This window comes from Bacteroidales bacterium (genome assembly GCA_035299085.1).
In the GTDB taxonomy this organism is placed as follows: Bacteria; Bacteroidota; Bacteroidia; order Bacteroidales; family UBA10428; genus UBA5072.
Map to the genome: position 1 here is coordinate 34,807 of DATGXG010000011.1, position 22,681 is coordinate 57,487.

The window sequence follows — 22,681 nt, forward strand, 5'->3', positions numbered from 1 at the left end:
AAAGCGTTTAAACGGACTCAGATTTTCAGAAAAAATTAGTTGTGATTACAACAGCAGCAGGCATTCGGACTGATATTCAGAACAGTTCCGTATTTGTCAAATTGATAATGGCAGCATTGCATGAGCATATCCCGGAGCATTTTCCTTGAACGCTGAACCCTTGTTTTCACAGAAGAGTAGGGGATTCCCGCCTGCCGTGCATACTCAGCCTGGCTCATCCCCCCGATTTCTGTCTTGCACAGGGCATCGCAATAATGCCCGGGAAGCTCATCCAGCATGCCGATCATGTCATTCACCGCCGTTTCCATAATCCTGAAATCGGGTTCATTTTCCATTTGTTCATCTTCTTCATTATCGGAAACGGCAGACGCTTGTTTGTTTTTCCTGAAATGATCCGCAATCAGGTTGCGTGCAATCTGGTAAATCCATGATGTAAGTTTTTCATTATCCCTCAGGGTATCCACTTTTTCATGGATTCTTATAAAAACTTCCTGCAGGATATCCTCCGTCACATCCTTATCGTGAACCTTGCTGGAAATAAACGATCTGAGCCTGTCTGCGAATGTTGACCAGATTTGTCCCGTGCGTGTCAGATTCATGCCGTTTTCCAATATTTTCTTTTGAAGTTCAGTGCAACATTCACAAGCAAAACAAGGACCGGAACTTCAACAAGTGGTCCGATAACAGTTGCAAATGCAGCCTGTGAATTGATACCGAAAACGGCTATGGCAACGGCAATAGCCAGTTCAAAATCGTTGCTTCCGGCTGTGAACGACATGGTGGCCGATTTTTCGTAATCAATACCCATACGCCGGGAAATAAAGAAAGTGCTGAAAAACATAAGCGCAAAATAAATCGTGTAGGGTATTGCCACCCTGATCACATCAACCGGCAGCTGAATGATTTTTTCTCCCTTGAGCGAAAACATAACAAAGATTGTAAACAGCAAAGCAATTGGAGTCAACCATGAAGCGGCCGGGATGAAACGACTGTAATACCATTTGTCTCCTTTCAGCCTCCGTAGTACCAGGTTGGTTATTAACCCGGCCAGAAAAGGAACGCCAAGATAAATCAATACGGTTCCGGCGATCTCTGATATGGAAACTTCAACCAGGGAACCTTTTAAACCAAAAATAGGTGGAAGAACGGTAATGAAAACATAGGCATATACTGAATACAGGAACACCTGGAAAAGTGCATTGAAGGCCACCAGGCCGGCGGCAAGCTCGGAATCACCTTTGGCCAGATCGTTCCATACCAGCACCATGGCTATACACCTTGCAAGTCCAACCAGGATTACCCCTGTCATAAGTCCCGGTTGGTTATGCAGGAAAACAATGGCAAGCACGAACATGATAAATGGCCCTGTGATCCAGTTTTGGACCAGAGATAAACCAAGCAGTCTCAGGTTTTTAAAAACAAGCGGCAGCTTTTCATATTTAACCTTGGCCAGCGGCGGGTACATCATCAGGATCAGTCCGATTGCTATTGGAATATTGGTAGTGCCGCTGCTTAAGGAATTCCATAAATCAGGAATGCCGGGAATGAAATACCCCGCCAGCACCCCGGCAAACATGACTATAAAAATCCAGAGTGTCAGATAACGGTCAAAAGAAGATAGTTTTTTTGTTGCTGGTTCCATAGCCAATTTATTTATGGGCAATGACGGTTATACTGAAAATTCCGGTTTTGCCTGATTTGAATTCCTGCAGTCCTTTTTCATCAAAATAAGAAGATAATATCTCATCGGGGATATCAATTCTTTTTACTTTTTTAACCTCGGTTTTTTCAAAACCTGCTTTCTGTATGATTTCAAGGTACCGGTCCTTTTGCATGGCCCCTGCCACACATCCTGCGTACATGGCCGCATCATTTTTAAGAGATTCCGGTAACTCACCGGATAACACTACGTCGGATACACAAAAATGACCGTTCCTTTTCAGCACCCTGTAAATCTCCGAAAATGCTTTTGTTTTATCCGGAACCAGGTTGAGTACGCAATTGCTGATGACCACATCATAGGTATTATCGGGTAAAGGCATGGATTCAATATCGCCTTTTACAAACTCCACGTTGGAATAGTTAAGCTTTGAGGCATTGATGCGCGCTTTTTCAAGCATGGCATCGGTGAAATCAAGTCCTGTAACTTTCCCGTTTTCTCCAACAAGTGCCCAGGCGACAAAGCAATCGTTCCCGGCGCCGGAACCAAGATCAAGAACAGAATCACCGGGATTGATCCCGGCATGCTCTGTTGGCAGCCCGCATCCCAGTCCCAGGTCGGCATCAGGATTATATCCTTCAAGTGTGCTGTAATCGTCACTAAATATGGAATAGGCTGAATCACTGCAGCCACAGGTGCTGCCGCAGCAACTCGACTGATTCAGCAGTTTATCCTGTCCTGCTATTTCACTATATTTTTTCTGTATGAAGAGTTTTAAATCTTCCGCCTTCATAACAAGGGTTTTAATTGTTCCTTATAAAAATCAAAAAATGTATTCTTAATGGCATCCCTGATCCGGATGAATTCCCTTCGGATATGCTCCCGATCACCGGTTGCTTTTGAGGGGTCCTCAAAGCCAAGGTGCAAACGGTGTTTTACCTTTCCCAAAAAAACGGGGCAGGTTTCGTTGGCATGATCACAAACAGTAATGACGTAGTCCCATGCTTCGTGTAAATACTTGTTTACATTTTCAGGTAAATGGGAGCTGATGTCAATGCCGGCTTCTTTCATCACTTTTACTGCATCGGAATTGATTTTTGATGCAGGTTCGGTACCGGCAGAACGAACGGTGAGCCGCGGGTCAAACGACTGCAGGAAACCATGAGCCATCTGGCTGCGGCAGGAGTTACCGGTACAAAGGATCAGGATTTTCATGGCTTTATTTTTTCATAGATGGCGGATAATTTTGAATCATAGTATGATTTAATCGGCTCTTCATATTCAGCAAGAGGTTTTACCGGAACAAGATCCATTACCTCTGCAGGTGTTAAACCTGAATTAAATAACGTGGCTGCACTTCCTTTCAGCATTTCGCTAATGGTTTGATTTGCCTCGGTTTCTTCCATCCCGAATTTCAGAGCCAGTCTTTTCAGTTCCTGTATCTGAAACCAGAAATAAGTGGATCCCATAGCGCTTATGAGGGCATATGCTTCGATCTTATCTTCGCTTACAACCGGAACCTGTCCCAGGTTACCCAGCAATTCAAGGGTTTGCTTTCTGGCTTTTTCATTCATGCCCGGGCCGAAGGCAACCGGATTGATGCCGTCATTTATATAAGAGGTTGCACTGGGATTTACTCTTGCAATCGTTGAGAAACCGCCCAGTATTTCAGTCATTTTGGCAATGGTAACCTTGGGTGCAAGTGATATAAGTATGGTTTCAGGCTTGAGTGATGGTTTTATCTTCTGTAGGGTTTCTGCCATTACCGGTGGATGAACAGCAAGGAAAAGAACATCCGGTGTGAAAGCCGGGTAAAGCGATTCATGAGATATTTCGATATCAGTGAAGCAGTTTTTCAGTTTTCCAAGAGTTTCTTCAACCGGATCATATACAAAGATCCTTTCAAATTTCAGGTTTTTATTGGCAAAAGCCTGGAGGATAATTTTGGTTATTCTTCCTCCCCCGATGAATGCGATGGTTTTCATGGATAGTTGTTTTTAGTTTTCAGAATATAAAATTGAACAGGAATCCGACGATCATGATGCCTGTGGCCACAATGCCGGCAAATGCCAGGATCATCGGAAGTTTAAGTACTTTCCGGAGAATGATCATTTCAGGTAACGATAGACCTATAACCGCCATCATAAAGGCCAGGGACGTGCCCAATGAAGCGCCTTTTTCTATCAGCGCGGAAACAATGGGTACAATACCGGCAGCGTTGGAATAAAGAGGAACACCGATGAGCACTGATAAAGGGACGCTGTACCAAGCTGATTTACCCATGACCGAGGCCATAAAGTTATCGGGAACATAACCATGCACGGCGGACCCGACAGCAATTCCCAATATTACATAGAGCCAGACTTTACCGACTATTTCCTTCACCGCTTCCATGCCGGTTTTGATGCGTTGAGTAAAAGTAAGTCGTTCTTCTTCCAAACCAGTGTTGCCCATTTGTGCCTTATAGACCCAGTCTTCAACCCAATGCTCGAGTTTGAGTTTGCCAATGATCCATCCGGCGGTAATGGCTATAACCAGTCCCGTTACCACGTAAATTAGTGCCGTTTGCCAGCCAAAAAGTCCGAAAAGAAGCACAACGGCCACTTCATTGATCATGGGAGCTGCAATAAGGAAAGAGAATGTAACGCCAAGCGGAACACCTGATTCTACAAATCCCAGGAACAGGGGTATTGCGGAGCACGAGCAAAAGGGGGTAACTATGCCCAGTGAAGCCGCCATAACATTACCGGTAAACATTCTTTTACCACCCAGTACGCGGCGCGTTTGTTCAGGTGAGAAATAAGTCCGGACAATTCCCATTATAAAAATGATCAGTGTCAGAAGCAACAGAACTTTTGGCACTTCAAAAACGAAAAAGCGCAACGATTCAGTGAAATTTCCTCCCTGTGTCAACCCGGGAAGAACATCGATAAAACGGTTTGTCAGAAAGGGGAGATAATGGTACAGGGCGAACCAGGCAGGGAGCAGAAGGATCAGGATGGAAATCTTGAACTTTTCGTTATGAACAAACGCACTCATAATTATTTTATATAGTAGATGAAAACATAGTAAAATCCGGCCGCAATAAATGTGATTGCCACGATACGTCTTATCCAGGTTTCGAAAAACTTTATACGGTTGTAAAAAGTACCAATTTCCGATAAGCTGTAAGCTATAAGCCATGAAACCAGGATAACAGGCAAGCCGGTCGCCAGGGCGTAAACAGCAGGCAGGTACAAACCCGATGCACTGCTGATCGACATGGGAATGAGTATACCAAAATAAAGCACCCCGCTATATGGGCAAAAGGCGAGGGCGAATGCAAGTCCAAGAAAAAAAGCACCCGCAAAAGTTCCTTTTTTATTTACATTTATTTTGTCATTCAGCAGTGAAAGCTTCGGAAACCTTAGTTTAATGATATCCAGCATAAAAATACCGATAAGGATCAACAGGAAACCAAGGATTTTCTCTCCCCAGCCATGAAATATTTTAGCAACCTGGAATTTACTGGCCCCGGCAAAAAGGATAAGGCCCAGGACAGAATAACTTACTGCCCTTCCCAATGTATAGAACAGCCCGCTCAGAAAGACTTTTTTCTTCTGATCAATTTCCCTGCTTATGTAGCCAATTGCTGTGATGTTGGTGGCAAGCGGACATGGGCTTATTGCCGTCATAAGACCGAGAATGGCTGACGATAAAAAGGGCATTGTTGAGTTTTCAAGAAGCCGGTGCAGAAATTCCATGTACATAATAACTACTTGAGTAAAGGCTCTATGGCTGCTGTCAGGTAAGGCTTAAGTGCCTCGGGATTTTCACCATAGGCAAAGGCCTGTTCCGTCAGGTCCACTTTGCCTTTATCATTACCGACAGGTACAATAAGCAGTGTATTCCAGGCTACCTGGTATTTTTCGGCAAGAGCTTTATTTTTATCTTCTTCAATATTGATACTTTGGAATTTAATGATTCCTTTCTCCTGCTGAACCTTGTATACGGAATTCAGGACAGCCACCGTGGCCTTTTCCGCATTGATGCAGCCACTGCACCTGTGAGTGCCATGAAAAAAGTATACGGATATGGTGGGTTGCTGGGAAAATCCCGTTGAAGAAAGGGCCATTAACAGAATTGTAAGCAGACAGAGTTTTTTCATGATATGAAAGTTTTAATATGATTTATTTCTCAAGAAATTCACCGAAGCTTTTCTTGGCTAATTCCCAGTTGTCTTTATTGATACAATATTTTATAAAGGGCGGGTGAATATAGCCTTGGATTAACCCGGCATATTTCAGTTCCTTCAGATGCTGTGAAAGAGTTGAGCGGGCAATGGGCAGGTTTTCAAAAAATTCACTGCTTGTGCAGCATCCGTTCAGGCATGACAATTCGCGCATAATATACACACGTGCCGGGTGACTTAAAGCCTTGGCAAACTTTGCAATCAGGACGTCTTTTTCAGAAAATTCAGGCATATTAACCCAGGTTTTTTTGAATGATTTCTTTTAATTCGGACACAGCAGGTACTCTGCCATACAGAGCCACCTTTTCGTTTATAATCAGGGCCGGAGTTCTCATCACGCCATACGACATGATCTTCTGAATATCTTCCACTTTTTCAATGTCTGCTGCTATATCCATTTCAGCAAGCGCATTGCGGGTTTGCCTTTCAAGGTTTTTACAGTTGGCGCAACCCATTCCCAATACTTTAATTGAAATACTCATTTTGTAAGTTTTGCATTTCGCGAATATACGAAATGAAATCATAAACACAAATGATTTTTTAAGTTTCCCCGGGTCGGACCAGTGTTTCTCGGGGTCGGACCAGAATAAGTTTCTCGGGGTTTTCTCGGGGTCGGACCAGAGTAAGTTATTGATAAACAAAAAAATAAACCTGTTTTTTAGCCTTATTTAGGCCTTAGAGGTCCATTTTCAGGCCTGTTTTCGGGGCTCTAAGAAAAATAGGTTATCCTCTAAAAGGATTAAATTCCTTAGAAGGCCTTTTTTAATGCCAAAAATGATGCTCTAAGAGTAAAATAGAGCGTTTTTTACGGATCAATATACAATTAATCAAATAGTTAGTCTGGTCCGACCTCGGATTATTCAAAAAATCGTTTTCTTCCGGTAAGCCGGATAGCCGGGGAATCTTTCAATCAGTTCCTTTTCTTCAAGGTATCGCCAGAAAAGAACATTGGCAATAAAGGGAACAGCCAGGTAGGTAGCAATTATACTTCCTGAAAACAAGGGCATGCCTGTAATCCACAGGATAAATCCAAGATACATGGGATGCCTGAAAATGGAATAAACACCGTAGGAAACCAGGTCGCCTTCATAGGTTTCAAGAGATTTGATCGTAAACAGGGCTGTAAGGAAAAGCACTACTCCGGAGCCTGACAGGAAGAAACCGATATACCTGTAAATATTTGGTATTTCTTTTCTGAACGGGTCCATTTCACCCACGGCAAACCAGGATACCCATAATAGCATCATGTTGGTGAAAATGATCAGGAAAGAAAGCTTGTTGGGTTTAATCGTCTTCCGGTGTTTCAGGATTTCATAAATCGTGCGGACAATATGTGTCAATACACATAAAAGAATCAACGCATAAAAAAGCAGGTGATTTTTCATGGCAGGTTAGTTTTGGTGGGACTAATATACTAATTTTCAGGATTGCACCAGAATCTGAATACTATCCGCTGGTAGTGACGCGATTGATCGCGTCTCTGCAGAATGCATGAAAAGGGCGTCTATTACTGTCCCGAATTCTTCATTGCCAATCCCGCAATAGCTGACCAGTCCATTTTCTCACCGCCGTTTGCCATAAGTTCTACATAACGCTGGTGGAGGAGGTTGACAAGAGGCATAGGTACATGAAGTGCTTCGGACGCTGCCATGGCAAGTTTGACATCCTTTAGCCCTAGTGGTGCAGCAAAACCGGGAGGAGTGAATTGTTGTTCGATAACCAGTTTTCCATAATACACATAAATGGGTGATGAGAACAGGGTGGAAGTAAAAATGTCGAGGCATTGTTGACGGTTCATTCCGGCTTTATTGAAGAGTGCCATTACTTCTCCGAGCGATTCAATGACAGTGGCTATCAGAAAATTTCCGCTTAGTTTGAAGAGATTTGCATCACGGGGGTTGGTACCTAAATAGAATGTTTTTTGGCCGAGGGCATCAAAAACCGGCTGAAGTATTTCGAATGAAATCTTGTTTCCGGCTGCAACGATAAAAAGTTTTGCGGCCGCTGCGGCTTCAGGTCGGCCAAAAACGGGCGCTGATATGAAATTTTGTCCTGCGTTCTGATGTTCAATGGTAAGTTTTTCACTTAAGGCCGTGCTGATCGTACTCATCGACACATGAACCGATCCTTTTTGCATACCGTTTATGAGGCCGTTTTCACCCTGTGTAATGTTTAGCAGGGCATTATCATCCGACAGCATGGTGATGACGACTTCGCTTCCCGCGAGGCCGGCCGGATCATTAACCAGCCTGCCGCCGGCATCGGCAAGGGATTGCGTTTTTTGAGGCGTACGGTTGTATATTGTCACTTCAAATCCTGCTTTTAGCAGGTTAGCGGCCATAGGTCTTCCCATACTTCCGATTCCGGCAAATCCGATTTTCATGATGATGTTTTTTAAAGGACAAAGATACGGTGGGATTGTTCGAAAGTTCGGCTCAGGCTGTGCCTGAGTCGGATTATAGCTGCAGGCTTCAGCCTGCTTCCGGAATGGAATCTATGGAAGAAGGGGGATTACTGGCATGATCCCTTTCAGGGAGATCCCTGCAAAAGTTCAAAAATCCCTTCCGTCGCTGTCGCGCCGGCAGGCTTTTAAATTTTACAGGGGAACTGCAAGCGAGCTTGCGTTCCCCTGTAAAATTTAAAATCCCGGGCTTCGCCACGGGATTTTTGAACTTTTGCGGAGAGGGGGGGATTCGAACCCCCGGAACCCCGAAGGGTTCAACAGTTTTCGAGACTGCCCCGATCGACTACTCTGGCACCTCTCCTTAAACTGGTTGCAAAGATAATGGGTAATTCGGGAAATCAAAAAATGAAGTTCGTTTGTTCAGAAATAATGAAGAAATGAAGAATGAAGAATGAAGAATGAAGAATCAATACCGATTACTTGTTTTCTTTTTTAATCTTCAACTTAATGGCGTTGAACACAAAAGGAATCGATGTGATCACGATTAGGAAAATGACGATGTATTCGAGATAATCTTTTGTTTTGGGCACATAAATTCCCAGGTAATAACCGGTCAGAACCAGGATGTTAACCCACAAAAGAGCGCCGACAAGGCTGTTGAATAAAAACTTATGATACTTAATTCTGACAATACCCGCTACAATCGGGGCAAAAGTCCTGACTATCGGAAGAAACCTGCAAAGAATAATTGTTTTGTTCCCATGTTTCTGGTAGAACCGGTTTGCCGTTTCCAGGTGTTTCTGCTTGAAAAAGATACCTGATTTTCGCCTGAACAGGTAAGGTCCGACCCTTTTTCCAAAATGATACCCGACAATATTTCCCAGTACTGCCGCCAGGATGATAAGAAGAATAAGCCATATAAGGCCAATCTTCAGGATTCCGGTGGCACAAAACAATCCGGCTGTGAAAAGAAGCGAATCTCCGGGAAGAAAGAAACCGACGAATAACCCGGTTTCAGCGAATACTACAATAAGCAGCAGGTAAATGCCACCATAACGGATAATACTTTCAGGATGCACCAGTTCTTTAAAAAATTCAAATAGTTGATCCATCCGTTCGTATTAGGGTATTAAAAATATAAAATTTATGGGTCAACAGCAAATTCCTATTGCTTGTTACCTAAAAAGAAAGCGGTTATAGCCTGAAACCATAACCGCTTCTTATGTCACCCTGAATTTTTACCAAATCACCGGTCTCTCATTTTCCGGCCTGTATAATTTATTTCCCTCCTTCACGTTCGGGAAGGCAACATAGAACTCAGGCATGTTGAACACAGTGCCGTTTACCCTGTATTTTGCAGGCGAATGTTCATCCGTGAGCACTCTTTTGCGCAGAGCCTGGTCACGCATATTGTTCCTCCAAATCTGTCCGAACGACAGGAAAAACCGTTGGTTTCCGGTGAATCCGTCAATCAGTGCTGGAGCCGGTTTGCCCTGCAACGAGAGCTGGTAGGCGTTGTATGCAACCGTTGCACCGCCAAGATCAGCTATATTCTCACCAAGGGTCAGCTGACCATTGATGAAAAGGGAATCCAGCACTTCAAATTTGCTGTACTGATCAACCAGTATCTGTGTATGCTCTTTAAATGATTTCACGTCAGCTGGTGTCCACCAGTCGCGCAGATTGCCATCCTTGTCATACTGGCGGCCCATGTTATCGAAACCATGTGTCATTTCGTGACCGATAACCAGTCCGATTCCGCCGTAATTTACGGCATCATCAGCGTTCATATTAAAGAAAGGAGGCTGCAGAATTCCGGCAGGGAATACAATCTCGTTTTTGCTGGGCTCATAATAGGCATTCACGGTCTGAGGTGTCATTCCCCATTCGGTTTTATCAACCGGTTTGCCCACCTTGTTCATTGAATAAATGAATTCAAAGTTTCCTGAGTTTAAAACATTGGTAATGTATGTATCGGTAACTTTCAGTGTCGAATAATCCCTCCATTTGTCGGGATAACCCACTTTCACATTCATCTTTTCGAGTTTTGCCAGTGCTTCCTGCTTGGTTTCGGGACCGATCCATGTGAGGTTCTGTATCCTCTGTTTGAGTGACTCCTTCAGGTTTCCAACCAGTTCAATCATTTTCTGCTTGGCTTCCGGGGGGAAGTATTCCTTTACATACAGCTGACCGATGGCTTCGCCCAGGCTTCCGCTTGTCATGTCAAGAACTAGTTTCCAGCGGGGTTCGGGTTTTTCCTGACCCGACAGGGTTTTATAATAGAAATCAAAATTCTGTTTTTCGAAATCACTGCTCAGGTAAGCGGATGCATGATTGATCAAAGACCATCTCAAAAAGGTTTTCCAGTCGGCAACCGGAACCGATTTCATCATGCCGCTCAGCTCTTTCAGGAATACAGGCTGATATACGTTCATTTCACGGATCTGGGGATAGCCGATGTTCAGCATATATGCCTGCCAGTCTACTGCCGGCGATAATTTTGCCAGCTGTTCAATTGTCATTTTGTTATAGGTCTTCTGAGGATCCTGGTTTTCTACATTGGTGAAAGAAGCTTTGGCAAGCCTTGTTTCCATGTTCATAACCGTCTCAGCATTCTTTTGGGCAACCTCGGGTTGATCTTTCAAAAGGGTGAACATTTTTGTCAGGTGCACGAGATAAGCATCGCGGATTTTCTTGCTTTCTGCATCCGTCCTGAAATAATAGTCGCGATCAGGCAGGCCGATACCTGACTGGTAGAAATTGGCAATGACCATTTCACTGTTTTTCTGATCGGCATTCGGGAACACAAAGAAGAACGGGCTTATACCGAGAGTCTGAAAGTAAGCACCAACCTTCTGCACGTCAGCGATGGTCTGAATGCTGTCGATTTTTGCAAACAGGCCCTTAAGCGGATCAACACCTTCTTTTTCAATTTTTACAGTGTCCATACCGGCATTGTAATAATTGCCAATCTGGGCGCTTACACTGCCGGCGGTTGTATCTTTTTCTTTTGCTGCATTTTCTATGATTTGCCGGATCTGTTCCCGGTTTCTTTCATCCAGTTCGGTGAAAGCTGACCATGAATTTTTGTCGGCCGGGATCGGGTTATTCTTTACCCAGGTTCCATTCACATAAAGGAAAAAGTCATCACCCGGGTTCACCGTTGTGTCCATATTCTGAACTTCAAAAGCCGGGTAAACTTTCTTTTCTGCTGTTTCCTTTTTATTTCCTGAACAGCCGGAAAGTAAGGATATCGCTGTCACTGCAGCAATAATTGAAAAGGTATATTTCATAGAGTATGTTGAGTTTTTTATGGAGGCAAAGGTAATGATTTAATGTGCTAATAAGCCAATGTGCCAATATGCTAATTAAAAAACGCTTCATTGGCACATTAGCACATTAGCACATTACTTCTCATACACCCTCACATATTCCAATTCCATCCTTTGCGGCCAGATGGAATCGTCAATGCCTTTCTGTCCGCCCCAGCCACCGCCAATGGCAATGTTCAGGATGAGGTAAAAGGGCTTGTCGAACGGCCATGCTTCCCAGCCGGTGCGATCATTGGTCGAGGTAAAGTATAATTTGTCATCAAGGAAAATCTGCATGGTATCAGGTCCCCATTCCAGAATGTAATTATGAAAGGCATCCGAAACATCCTTCATGAAAATTGTGTCTGTTCGTTGAGTACCTGCAGGCCAGTTGTATTTTTTACAATGGGTGGAGGCATGAATAAAACCAGGATTGAATCCAACATGCTCCATAATATCAATTTCGCCGTTGTCAGGCCAGAACGCATCGCTGTAACTCTGTTTTGCCGGCATCATCCAGATAGCAGGCCATGTGCCCACTCCTTTCGGAAGTTTAGCCCTGATCTCAAATCTTCCATAGGTCCATTCCTGTTTTCCCTTTGATATTAACCGTGCAGAAGTGTATTGATTTGTATCCATCTTTTCTTTTCGGGCTTCAATGATCAGAACACCATTTTCAACCCTTGCATTCTCAAGCCTTGAACCGGTATAATATTCCCGTTCCTGGTTACCCCAGCCATGGCCGCCAATATCATAAGACCATTTTGTTGAATCGGGCAAACCGGTGTAATCAAATTCATCCGACCAAACAAGTTTCCATCCCTTTGACGCCAGGTCATCTGTGCTTTTCGGCTGGGTATTACAGCCAGCTAAAAAAGAAACAATGGCCACTGCCAAAACTGCATTCAATAAACATTTCATGGCGAATAGAGGTTTTTAATTTAAATCCGTTTTGTTAAGGAATAAATGTACTAAATTTATCATTATGGCAGATTTCCACATCAATAAGGTACCTACTTTTCCGATTCTGCAACATGAAAACTGCAGAAGTATGGAGTCGAAGGTACTTAAAGCTTCTGAACGGATACCGATAGGAATTCTTATTCCGGCTCTTTATTCTGATCTTTCAGGTGCCGCCATGCGCCATATTATTGAAGTGCTTGCAGAAACCGGTTATGTAAGAAAAGTATACATATCACTCGACAGGGCTACCGCAGAGGATAACGCCAGGGCTGTTGAAATTGTTGCACCGCTCGGAAAGAAAGCATCTTTAGTTTGGAACGATAAGCCGGAGGTACTGTCTGTAATTGAGCAGATTGAAAAGCAACTCTCCCTCGGAAGCCGTGGCAAGGGCAGGGCAGTGTGGACCTGCCTGGGGTATATTATCGGAAAAGGCGAAATATCGGCTGTTGCATTCCATGACGCGGATATCCTTACCTATGACAGGGATTTTCTTACAAGGCTCCTTTTCCCTATGATGTACCTCCGGTTTCAGTTTGTGAAAGGGTACTATGTCCGTTATGATAAAAAGTTGTTCGGCAGGGTTTCCAGGCTGTTCTATTTTCCGCTTGTCAGAACCCTTAAGGATATGTTCGGAAGTACCGAATTTCTAGACTATATGGGTGATTTCAGATATCCTTTGTCAGGAGAATTTGCCACCTATATCAGCCAGGCACGCATGATGCAGTTCCCGTCTGACTGGGGTATCGAAGTGGGATTGCTTGGTGAGATTTATCGTCTTGTCAGGGAATCACGCATTTGCCAGATTGAACTCACAAGCCGTTACGATCATAAACACCAGAATGTGGGTTCACAGAATGAAAAAGGTTTGTATAAAATGGCTTCCGATATTGCACGGACGTTCTTTACCCACATGGCAAGCAACGGAGTAGCGCTGAATTCCGAGGTATTCAGGACAGTGCGTCTCACTTACCTTAAACATGCACGTGAAATGGTGGGTATATATGAGTCACTGGCTGAAATGTATGATGAACGCATTTCATTTGATTTTCATGAAGAACTGAAAACCGTCGAGGTTTTCGCCAGTGCCATTGATTCGGGAGTGCTTGATTTCTGCGATCAGCATTTCGGCTCGCCGCTGATACCCGATTGGAAACGAGTGGAATCAGCTATCGACGGAATATTGAATGACCTTGTTAACGCGGTTGAATTATAAAAATAATAGTGTCTGAAAGCTATTACCAGCAGAAACAGATAGTAGTTTACCTGGAATGATCGTTGCCATAAACCCACCAGTTTTTCCGCCCATCCCAGCCAATTAAGCTGAAGCCGGGCTGTTACAAAAAAGAACCAAAGAATAAGGCCTGTAAAAACTACAAATATCAGATAGGCAAAAAAAAGAGGGTTATTTTTCCTGTTATGCCTGTTCATAAAAATAAATGGCAAAACAAAAATTGCAGCAGTACCTGCGGCGCCTAAAATATAGTGCATTGTTTCAGACAGACTGAGATGCCCCGGGTGATAAACTCCGGGAAATGCTCCCGAACCAAACACATCACAAATGCCATAGACAGCTATCAGCCATGCAGCTATACGCTCACGGGAAGCCGGTTCTGCACTTTTAAAATAGGCAAATGCAAAAACAACAAACAAAATACCCAGGAATATCCAGATCCAGGAGATTTCGCGGCCTATGGGACTCGCTGAAATACCCATTGCACTTATGGTTTGTGATAGCGGACGATAGCCCGGATAAAAAAGCGGGAAAATAAATGAAGTAATCATATCACCGGTGCAGGCAATAATGCAGGCGATGAAAGCCGTTTCTGACAAGCGCTTTATATGCTGAACAGTTGTCACTTATTTCTGAATTACTCTTGATAACACAACAGGAACCTGGATCAGGTCATAATCATTATCGTACACCAGGTACCTGTTTTGCCAAACGGGTTCAAACTTGTCCTTGTACTCCCGGAGACCCTTGTATTGGGCAAGAGCTCTTATTTTTTCATAGGCAAACCTGATCGATTTATCTTTTATCGTTTGTCCTTCGTTTAATCCCGAAAGGGGTGCGAATCCAAGATTAAGGTAATGAATGCCGTTGCTTTTGAGGTAATTGATGAGTTCAATGAGTATAAAATCCATTATACCATTCGGAGCATCCGCTGTTTTTCTTAATAAATCGTATGTGCCTTCGTTCGGAGCATAGTCAGGTATTACATTCAGGAAGGCTATCACCTTTTCTTCACTGTTTTCGACTGTAATTATTGTCTGACCTTTCAATTCCTTCCATTCAAAACTGCCTTGAGAAAAAATGATTTCCTTTCTTTCAGTAAGTTCCAGCCATTCATCAGAAACTGATTTAATTTTCTGTAATATGCCGTCCTTAACAGGAGGCTGGTGAATCTGCACCCTGTAACCCTTATCGCGTATCTTGTTGATTGCATTCCGGATTGATTTCCTGCTGGTGCCTTCAAGACTGAATTTATCAAGATTGACGACTGCTTCCTGTCCGATAAACATATTCTTTTTTCCGCAGCCTGAGAAAATACCCAGGCTTTCAACCGGAACTCTGTAATAAATGCTTTTTAACCCGTTTTCATAACAGTAGCGGTCGAATTGTTTTGCACATTTTATTGCATCATTCTCATTTGCCGCAACAGGATTTTCAAGAACAACAGCATAATTGCCTGTTACCCTGTATGCAATGAAAGCTTCAATTCCTTCTGGGAAAAAGATCAGTTTATCTGGCAGAATCTTGAAATAGTCGAGTGCAGATTTTCCATGTTTGCCGAGCAGTACCTTTGCTTTGGCAATATCTTCTTCTGAAGCATTTTCTTTGTATACATAAGGCAGGACCAGGCAGTAAACAAGAAATGCAATTGACAGCAACCCGCCGGCATTGATTGATAGTATAAAATCATGCCCGAATTTGTCCATAGGAACAAGTTCGTTACTTCCTATCAGGAAATAATTGGCAAATGTATACCGGATTGAATCGGCTATGCTTAAATCACCATTAAAGTGTTTCTGGTGCAGTAAATAAAAGCCGACTGTTCCATAAATAAAAATTACCGCTGCACTGATAAGTGCAGTCTGCAGTCCCAGATTCCGTAACCGCGGATTATTTTTTACATAGTATTCTTTGCGGGTAAAGAGCAACAGGATAATGATAATAAAGGCCACCGATGCTTCTTCATAGTCAATGGCCTTTGTTATATGGCCTACAAGAGATACTATGCTAAGAAGCAGCGCCATCCACCATGCCGAACGAAGTCCTTTCATCATAAACGCTGCCGTTACAAGGAGAAAGAAACCTGCAATCAGCACAAAAAAATTGGAGGCGTGAATGGCATCAAGCATAATGTATTCCTTAAGCGTTTCAATTCGCCAGTGTATTGCCGGTGTAATGGCTGAAATAATGTTGATCAGACCAAGCAATAGGATTGCAAGCGCCGGTATGGTACGCATGAGTAACTTGTTAATCTTTGACACGAAGCTTATGATTCCTGCAAACAGGGGAAGCCAGAATTCAAAAAACCGGTACAGAAGGGTTACCGACAAAGCTGTGACATTTGAGAAGCCGAACCTGACAAGGATGATGCTCATGGATACCTCAACGGCGCCCAAACCTCGTAAAAACGGCGAAATAATCAGGAATACAACCGAGATAATATAAGCCATTACGGCGGCCATCATTGAAGGATCGGCATTCAGTGCCTTCATTGCGATAAAGACGTGAGCAATTCCTGCAAATTCAATAAATATGGAAACCACAAGGGTAAGCAAAAGCCGTCCGGATGAAATGTTTAGCTGAAGAATATCCTCAATTGTAGCTTCAACCGCCGGGAATCGCCTGATCAGCAAGGAATAAATGCGGCCTTTTTTATAGAGTGAAACAAGCAACACACCGATAAGAATCGTTATACCAATGAGCACAAGAAGCTCCGTAATTTCGGCCGAACCGGTTTTTCCTTCCATAAAGGCAATTACAAAAGCCGGAATCGCTACTACAATAACTGAAACAATTCCTATGAATGCATAAATGCTCGATGCATAATGGATTTGATTTTTACTGATCCCCTTTGATTCAATCCTTCCGGTAAAAAAAGCAAGTGAAGAAACGCCTCCTGCCGGCAAAAAAACGCTTATAAAATTTCTTTTCAGGAAAAGATTAATGGTGTCTATAAGCCTTACCCTGGTTCCGATTGCATGGAAACAGGTTACATAAAGCAGCCCCTGTAAAATGAGATAGGCTATCGTAACCAGAAGTCCGGCTACAACCCAAAACCAGTGAGCTGTTACAAGTGCCGTTTTAACGTCGGAGAGCTCTGCTTTTTCATGGCGCAGAAACCATATACCCATACCAAAAAAAACAACAGTGAGCAAAAATTGAACGATCAGCTTGCCGTTTGGTGACGAGTTCATATTTTCAAATTAACTTTCAACAAAATTACATCACAAACTTTTGTATTATGCAAGGGTTGTATTAACAAATGTTAAATTGATATTATGAACTGGATTTATCTGTTAATAGCAGGAGCGTTTGAAATTGGCTGGCCTCTTGGGTTTAAATTATCACAAACCACTCCGCACCGGTTCTTCTGGATTGGCTTTGCCATTGTGTCAATGGGTTTGAGCGGTCTGTTTTTATGGTATGCCCAGAAGACAATCCCCATAGGTACCGCATATTCGATATGGACCGGAATTGGCGCCTCAGGAACACTCCTTATCGGAATATTCTTCTTTAAAGATCCGGCAGATATAGGACGGCTTTTCTTTGCCTCGCTTATTATAGTAGGGATTATCGGGCTTAAATCTCAGACAGCTTAGGCTGTAGTCTGTAGTCTGTAGTCTGTTAGTCTGTTAGTAAAAGTTCTTAAATCTTAGATCGGTGTTCCTGTTCGATGTTTTTGTCAGCGTTTTAGTAATAAGGTTTTCTCTTCCGCCATCGTCCTGCCTGTTCAGGCAGATTGCTTCTGATCGTAGGAACCGATCATCGCAATGACGGCTTCGATTTACGACTAACAGACTAAGAGACTAACAGACTACAGACTATTGCGCTTCAACCGGTTTAACCAAAACCGTTCTTTTAACCCCCTTTTTCAGGATGTTCATTTCAACCGTTTTGCCGATTACCTGCTCATTAAGCTGTAAATACAATTCATCCACTGACCCTACATCCACATTGTTAAACCGTATGATGACATCACCTGTGTTTACCTGGCTTACATCGATAAGAGCCGGGTTTACGATCGTATGAATAAGGATACCCCTGTTTTTTCTCAGGTTGTTGAACACAGTGACCCGCTGGGGCAGTATGATCGTCTGTCCTGCAATGCCCAGCGCCGATCTTGTTACTTTGCCTGCCGTAATAAGCTTGCCAACAACATATTCTGCAACCCTTGATCCGACGGCAAAACATAGTCCCTGAGCCTGTGCTATAATCGCTGTATTTATGCCGATCACTTCTCCTGATGTATTGATCAGCGGACCTCCTGAATTACCCGGATTCAGCGGGGCATCGGTCTGTATGACCCCGTCGATCAGCCGGCCTGAATAGCTGTACATTGAACGGCCCAGCGAACTGACAACGCCTGTTGTCACTGTTGATTGAAAACCGTAAGGATTTCCGATTGCAATCACCAGCTGACCTGTTCTGAGCCGCCCTGAATCACCAAACACGGTGTGGATAAAATTCCTGCCGTAAATCCGGATTACCGCGGTATCGGTTGAAGGATCCTGTCCCACCGGTTCTGCCTGGTAACTTGTGCCATCGGGCAGGTTCACCTGTATTTGCTTTGATCGGTCGATGACATGACTGTTGGTTACAATAAATCCCTCAGGTGATATTATAAATCCTGACCCTGTTGCGCCTTCAGGGTTTGTTCCCCGCTGCCTGGTTTCTTTCTTTTCAACAATTATCTGAACAACGGCAGGACTAACCTTTTCAACTGCCCGGATGATCATTTGTGAAAAAGGATCCGTTTGGCTGCGGTTATCATTATTTTCAGAGGCATCGGTTTCCCATGCCTGCGTGTTATTATAGGTATCTGCTGAAATATTGGCAACTTTTCTCATAACTTGCATTTTAATGTATATGGCGAAAACCACGCCAGAAGGATTTCGGTGACATTTTGTCATTTTTTTACTACTTTTGAAACCTGTAAAAAGAAATGAAATTGAAGAAGAACATTTGTTTTCTTTTGATACAGCTTCTGATTGTTCTTGGTCAGGGAGTTGCCGCCCAGTTTCAGCCTGCGCCTGTTGTACGTTCACAGGAAAAAACGATTGTAAACGGGAAGATTTTTTACATACATACTGTTCAGAAAGGCCAGACGCTTTATTCGATCAGCAAAGTTTATGAAGTTGCACAGGATGACATTAAAAAGGCAAATCCCGATGCTGACCTTGTTAACCTGCGGGAAGGCCTCGCATTAAGGATTCCTGATTCGAAAAATGCAACTGCTGCAGTATACCCCGAAAACAGGGAGGACTTTGATGCACATGTCATCAAACGCAAAGAGACGATCTATTCTCTTTCAAAAAAATATAAAGTTTCGGAAGACGTCATATATTATTATAATCCGTGGGCCAAATACGGAATAAAGCAGGATCAGACACTTTGGATCCCAAAAAACAAAGAATTGCATGATATAACCCCGGAAGCCAGGGTTGACGATCAATATTACTATTATACAACCAAGGAAAAAGATACGCTTTATTCAATTGCCAAAATCTATGGCGTTGAAGTGGCCGACATTATAGATGCCAATCCCGAATTACGAAACGGACTAAGACCGGAACAGGCAATTAAAATTCCAAAAATCAGGCAGGTCACTGAAACGGTTCCGGAAACTTCCCTGCCTGATACCACACCGTGTGTCCCCCCTCAACAGCCCTATACTTTTGAAGTAGCTCTTATGCTTCCTCTTTATGCAACCTTCACAGCTGAGGAAACAGATGCAGACTCCGTTCAGCGGCGAGGACTAAGAGGACGCAATTTTGCAGAATTCTATGAAGGATTCCTGCTGGCTGTGGATTCGCTTAAGAAAACAGGTTTTTCAGTTAATCTTCACGTGTATGACACGGAGCGGGACACTATGAGGACTCACAGAGCTGTTAAAGAGCTGGCATCAGGTGAACCCGACCTCATCATCGGGCCGGTGTATCCGGAGGATGTAAATATAGCCGGCCGGTTTGCCAGTTTTAAAAATATTAAACTTATATCACCACTGTCAACCCGGTCATCACTGGTTGAGCGGTATCCGGGCATAGTGCAGATAGTGCCTTCGCGGCAATCAGAAAGCTACGCTCTAGCCAATTTCATAAAGCAATATAAACAGGGAAGAATACTTCTGGTCAGAGGCTCTGACAGTCTTTCAATGCAGAGCAGCTGGCGGTTCAAAAAATACCTGGCTCAGAATATGCCTTCTGATGAATCCGGGAAGCCTCTTTACTTCCATGAATACCGGTTGAACGACAGCCTTTTCACCAATTTGAATAAAATCCTTGCCCGCGATCAGCAAAACCTGCTTGTTGTTTTTTCAGATAATGAGGCAGAGGTTATTCCCCTTGTCACACGGCTTATCCAGCGAACTTCGCTATATCCTGTTACAATGTTCGGTATGCCATCGTGGCAAAGCTGGACCAATGTAGATCTAAATTTCCTGCATAATCTTCAGCTTCACATTGTTTCGCCTTTCTATACGGATTTCACCAATCCTCAGGTTAAGAATTATCTATCGAAATCACGCTCCGTTTATGGCTATGAGCCCTATGAAATCAGTCCCCAGGGATACAATTACAGTATGCTTGGATTTGATATCGGACTTTATTTTCTTTCTGCCCTCAGGCAGTACGGGAAAAACTTTATGCCCTGCGCTGCTGAAAACCAGGGCGACCAGTTGCTTACCAGGTACCGGTTTATCCGGGATGGTAACGGGGGCTATATGAATAACAATTTCAGCGTGATTGAATACAAAACTGATTTCAGTGTTCAGAAAATCGCTACGGTAACAGGAGAAGCTTTACCGTAAAAGGATTTTGTTGATATACCGGTTTACATCGAATTTCCGCTCGCAACCGGCCCTGTTCATGTATCTTATTTTCCCGAAAACACTTCTGTCAGCCCACGCCCTGTCATGTATTCCGCCGATTGACCAGGCACAGCCTGTATAACCGTTTGGATCACGGCCGTCAAGCTGGTATTTGTCATTGAGGTAAATAGCGGTTTTTAGCGCTGTTTCAGGATTTTCAGACCATTCAAGTATCTTCTTCGCCCAGTACATTCTCATATATCCATGCATTTTGCCGTTCTGAAGCAACTCTGTCTGCGCTGCATTCCAGAGAGTATCATGGGTTTCAGCCTGCTCAAACTGTAAGGTACTGTATAAAAACTCCCTCTTATCATCAAGATGTTCCTCGAGTGACTTTAGAGCCCAGGGCTTAAAGCCATGAGCTGTATCGTAATCGGAATTATAATAACAGAAATTGTCTGCCAGTTCCCGCCTCACGATCAATTCTTCAAGAAAAGTGTCCGTATTCTCATCTTTCGGATGTCGCAGGGCAATTTCCAGCGCAATCCGCTGAGCGCTGATATGGCCAAAGTGAAGGAAGGGTGAAAGTCCTGATACGTAATTTTCATTTGGATCATTTCGCTTGGCTGCAAAATCGCTGATCCCATGTTGTATGAACTTGTCAAAAACCGCACGGGCTCCCTTTTCACCCGGTACAAGGTATTCAACCGGCCTTACAGCGTGATTGATTTTAAGAGCGATTAAAATAGCTTCCCATTGTGTTCTCTTTCCCTTAAGAGTTTGACGCTGTTTTACAAGCGGCGGATACTCGTCCATGAATTCAGGCAGCAGCCTCCCGATTTTCGGCCGGAATGTGGCGGCTGAAAATTCTTCTTTATCTGATGCTGCAAAACAGGGAACTATATTGTGCGCATCCACAATATCCACGCTTATTTCAACCATGGAGGCTACCTTATTCTGCCACTCCCTCTTAATCCTGAGCGGATCGAAATCCATTACAAGGTGACTAATCTGATTCGATTTAATATAACCGGGAATTGTAATCTCAGGATCACCAATCAATACGGAAAAGGATATATTCAGATCGGCAAGCTGTTGTTCTGTTTTCTTCAGTCCCCTTATCATGAAATCGTACTGTCTCCAGGTAGCCCCAAGGAAATTGTCTACCAGGTTGAATACTACCATAATCTGCTGATTGTTATTTTCAGCCAGTTCAATGGCATAAGCAAGTGCCCAGTTGTCATTCACCCGCTGATCCCTGCTCATCCAGTAAAGCACCGGACCAACGGCAGGCCTTCCTTTCCTGAGGGTCTTAACCCTTTTAATGTTAACCACGGCATGAAATATTTAGGTGTTCTGCAGCCTCACGATCCAGGTAGAGCTCTGTATTCCGGCTTTCAGAGTATATATAAGTTGCCGGGTATTTTTCAGAATCGGGTGAATGAAGCGCTATGTCATTAAGTATCCTGCTTTTGTTTTTGCCGGTGACAATGAAAGTTGTCCTTGATGCTTTGATCAGCGTGTTCCCGGTGAGTGTTATTCTTGATTGACCTGTCACCGGATGGTTGCTGACTTCACAAACCGCATCGGAATTTAACAGGTCCATCCGGTCCGGAAAAATCGATGCAGTATGCCCGTCTTCACCGATACCAAGGAAAATCCAGTCGAAACCAGGAATGCCATTGTCCGGCTTAACGTGATTAAGTATTTCCTGTGAATAGCGCTTTGCTTCCTCTTGCGGGTCTTCCTCACCCCTGATCCTGTGCGATTGGATAGTACCGGGCGCAAATTTCCTGATAAAGACCGTGTCAAACAACCCGAAATTGCTTTCGGGATGATCCTGTGGGACACATCGCTCATCCACCCAGTAAAAGTGTATTTTTCTCCAGGGAAAACTTTTACCCGTTATATCTCCTGTTTTAGAAAGTTCTTCAAAAAAAAGCTTTGGAGTATTTCCCCCTGAGATGGCAATATTTACATTATCTTTATGAGTAACCAGTTCCATTATCGTTTCATGAAAACGATCGGCAAGCTTTTCAACCAGGTCATGAACCGATGGATAACATTTAATCATAT

Annotated in this window: 23 protein-coding genes and 1 tRNA gene; 3 read left to right on the forward strand and 21 right to left on the reverse strand. The window is 43.5% G+C overall.

Going from position 1 to position 22,681, the window contains the following annotated elements; translation table 11 throughout:
- Positions 1-35: 35 nt before the first annotated feature.
- The 16 genes from sigZ to VK179_02085 all read right to left on the reverse strand — a co-directional run bounded on the left by sigZ (position 36) and on the right by VK179_02085 (position 12,527).
- The gene (gene sigZ, locus VK179_02010) at positions 36-599 is read right to left on the reverse strand and encodes an RNA polymerase sigma factor SigZ (GenBank protein HLO57490.1); all 564 of its coding nucleotides are present in this window, start codon (positions 597-599) and stop codon (positions 36-38) included.
- Positions 596-1,642: an ACR3 family arsenite efflux transporter gene (gene arsB / locus VK179_02015; GenBank protein ID HLO57491.1), complete on the reverse strand. Its 1,047-nt coding sequence runs from the start codon at positions 1,640-1,642 to the stop codon at positions 596-598. The genes sigZ and arsB overlap by 4 nt, the downstream gene beginning before the upstream one ends.
- A gap of 7 nt (positions 1,643-1,649) precedes the next feature.
- Positions 1,650-2,453, reverse strand: a complete 804-nt coding sequence (gene arsM, locus VK179_02020; protein HLO57492.1) for an arsenite methyltransferase — start codon at positions 2,451-2,453, stop codon at positions 1,650-1,652.
- On the reverse strand, positions 2,450-2,875 hold the full coding sequence (locus VK179_02025) for an arsenate reductase ArsC (protein HLO57493.1): 426 nt from the start codon (positions 2,873-2,875) through the stop codon (positions 2,450-2,452). Before VK179_02025 ends, arsM begins: the two co-directional genes overlap by 4 nt.
- Positions 2,872-3,645, reverse strand: coding sequence for an NAD(P)-binding domain-containing protein (locus VK179_02030; GenBank protein ID HLO57494.1), 774 nt, complete (start codon positions 3,643-3,645; stop codon positions 2,872-2,874). Before VK179_02030 ends, VK179_02025 begins: the two co-directional genes overlap by 4 nt.
- 19 nt (positions 3,646-3,664) lie before the next feature.
- Entirely contained in the window at positions 3,665-4,699 is a 1,035-nt protein-coding gene (locus VK179_02035) for a permease (GenBank protein HLO57495.1), read from the reverse strand.
- A 2-nt stretch (positions 4,700-4,701) separates the two neighbouring features.
- On the reverse strand, positions 4,702-5,403 hold the full coding sequence (locus VK179_02040) for an aromatic aminobenezylarsenical efflux permease ArsG family transporter (GenBank protein HLO57496.1): 702 nt from the start codon (positions 5,401-5,403) through the stop codon (positions 4,702-4,704).
- 11 nt (positions 5,404-5,414) lie between these two features.
- Positions 5,415-5,807 carry a nitrophenyl compound nitroreductase subunit ArsF family protein gene (locus VK179_02045; protein ID HLO57497.1) on the reverse strand — a complete coding sequence of 131 codons (393 nt, stop codon included), beginning with the start codon at positions 5,805-5,807 and terminating at the stop codon, positions 5,415-5,417.
- Positions 5,808-5,829: 22 nt separating this feature from the next.
- Positions 5,830-6,123, reverse strand: a complete 294-nt coding sequence (locus tag VK179_02050; GenBank protein ID HLO57498.1) for a helix-turn-helix transcriptional regulator — start codon at positions 6,121-6,123, stop codon at positions 5,830-5,832.
- A gap of 1 nt (position 6,124) precedes the next feature.
- Entirely contained in the window at positions 6,125-6,373 is a 249-nt protein-coding gene (locus tag VK179_02055) for a thioredoxin family protein (protein ID HLO57499.1), read from the reverse strand.
- A gap of 378 nt (positions 6,374-6,751) precedes the next feature.
- Complete coding sequence (locus tag VK179_02060) at positions 6,752-7,276, reverse strand: isoprenylcysteine carboxylmethyltransferase family protein (protein HLO57500.1); 525 nt, start codon at positions 7,274-7,276, stop codon at positions 6,752-6,754.
- Positions 7,277-7,398: 122 nt separating this feature from the next.
- Positions 7,399-8,274 (reverse strand): NAD(P)-dependent oxidoreductase, encoded by an 876-nt coding sequence (locus VK179_02065; protein HLO57501.1) that lies wholly within the window; start codon positions 8,272-8,274, stop codon positions 7,399-7,401.
- A gap of 295 nt (positions 8,275-8,569) precedes the next feature.
- Positions 8,570-8,656: transfer RNA gene (locus VK179_02070), tRNA-Ser, on the reverse strand.
- 115 nt (positions 8,657-8,771) lie between these two features.
- Complete coding sequence (locus VK179_02075; protein ID HLO57502.1) at positions 8,772-9,407, reverse strand: VTT domain-containing protein; 636 nt, start codon at positions 9,405-9,407, stop codon at positions 8,772-8,774.
- Between the two features lie 126 nt (positions 9,408-9,533).
- Positions 9,534-11,588 (reverse strand): M13 family metallopeptidase, encoded by a 2,055-nt coding sequence (locus VK179_02080; protein ID HLO57503.1) that lies wholly within the window; start codon positions 11,586-11,588, stop codon positions 9,534-9,536.
- Between the two features lie 114 nt (positions 11,589-11,702).
- Positions 11,703-12,527, reverse strand: a complete 825-nt coding sequence (locus VK179_02085; protein ID HLO57504.1) for a glycoside hydrolase family 16 protein — start codon at positions 12,525-12,527, stop codon at positions 11,703-11,705.
- Between the two features lie 64 nt (positions 12,528-12,591).
- Here VK179_02085 and VK179_02090 point away from each other — a divergent pair, with 64 nt between their 5' ends.
- On the forward strand, positions 12,592-13,782 hold the full coding sequence (locus tag VK179_02090) for a hypothetical protein (protein ID HLO57505.1): 1,191 nt from the start codon (positions 12,592-12,594) through the stop codon (positions 13,780-13,782).
- Here the strand turns inward: VK179_02090 and VK179_02095 are convergent.
- Together VK179_02095 and VK179_02100 are read right to left on the reverse strand one after the other, a co-directional pair.
- On the reverse strand, positions 13,686-14,426 hold the full coding sequence (locus VK179_02095) for a DUF998 domain-containing protein (GenBank protein ID HLO57506.1): 741 nt from the start codon (positions 14,424-14,426) through the stop codon (positions 13,686-13,688). The two genes, VK179_02090 and VK179_02095, sit on opposite strands and share 97 nt — an antisense overlap.
- A complete protein-coding gene (locus VK179_02100; protein HLO57507.1) occupies positions 14,427-16,994 on the reverse strand; it encodes a phosphatidylglycerol lysyltransferase domain-containing protein in 2,568 nt (855 codons plus the stop codon).
- 84 nt (positions 16,995-17,078) lie between these two features.
- On the opposite strand from VK179_02100, the gene VK179_02105 reads away from it, so the two are divergent.
- On the forward strand, positions 17,079-17,399 hold the full coding sequence (locus VK179_02105; GenBank protein HLO57508.1) for a multidrug efflux SMR transporter: 321 nt from the start codon (positions 17,079-17,081) through the stop codon (positions 17,397-17,399).
- 222 nt (positions 17,400-17,621) lie between these two features.
- On the opposite strand, the gene VK179_02110 is transcribed toward VK179_02105, so the two are convergent.
- On the reverse strand, positions 17,622-18,647 hold the full coding sequence (locus VK179_02110; GenBank protein HLO57509.1) for a trypsin-like peptidase domain-containing protein: 1,026 nt from the start codon (positions 18,645-18,647) through the stop codon (positions 17,622-17,624).
- A 101-nt stretch (positions 18,648-18,748) separates the two neighbouring features.
- Here VK179_02110 and VK179_02115 point away from each other — a divergent pair, with 101 nt between their 5' ends.
- Positions 18,749-20,605 (forward strand): LysM peptidoglycan-binding domain-containing protein, encoded by a 1,857-nt coding sequence (locus VK179_02115; protein ID HLO57510.1) that lies wholly within the window; start codon positions 18,749-18,751, stop codon positions 20,603-20,605.
- On the opposite strand, the gene VK179_02120 is transcribed toward VK179_02115, so the two are convergent.
- Positions 20,597-21,940 carry a deoxyribodipyrimidine photo-lyase gene (locus VK179_02120; protein HLO57511.1) on the reverse strand — a complete coding sequence of 448 codons (1,344 nt, stop codon included), beginning with the start codon at positions 21,938-21,940 and terminating at the stop codon, positions 20,597-20,599. The genes VK179_02115 and VK179_02120 overlap by 9 nt on opposite strands.
- Positions 21,933-22,679: a 6-phosphogluconolactonase gene (gene pgl, locus VK179_02125; protein ID HLO57512.1), complete on the reverse strand. Its 747-nt coding sequence runs from the start codon at positions 22,677-22,679 to the stop codon at positions 21,933-21,935. Before pgl ends, VK179_02120 begins: the two co-directional genes overlap by 8 nt.
- Between the last annotated feature and the right edge of the window lie 2 nt (positions 22,680-22,681).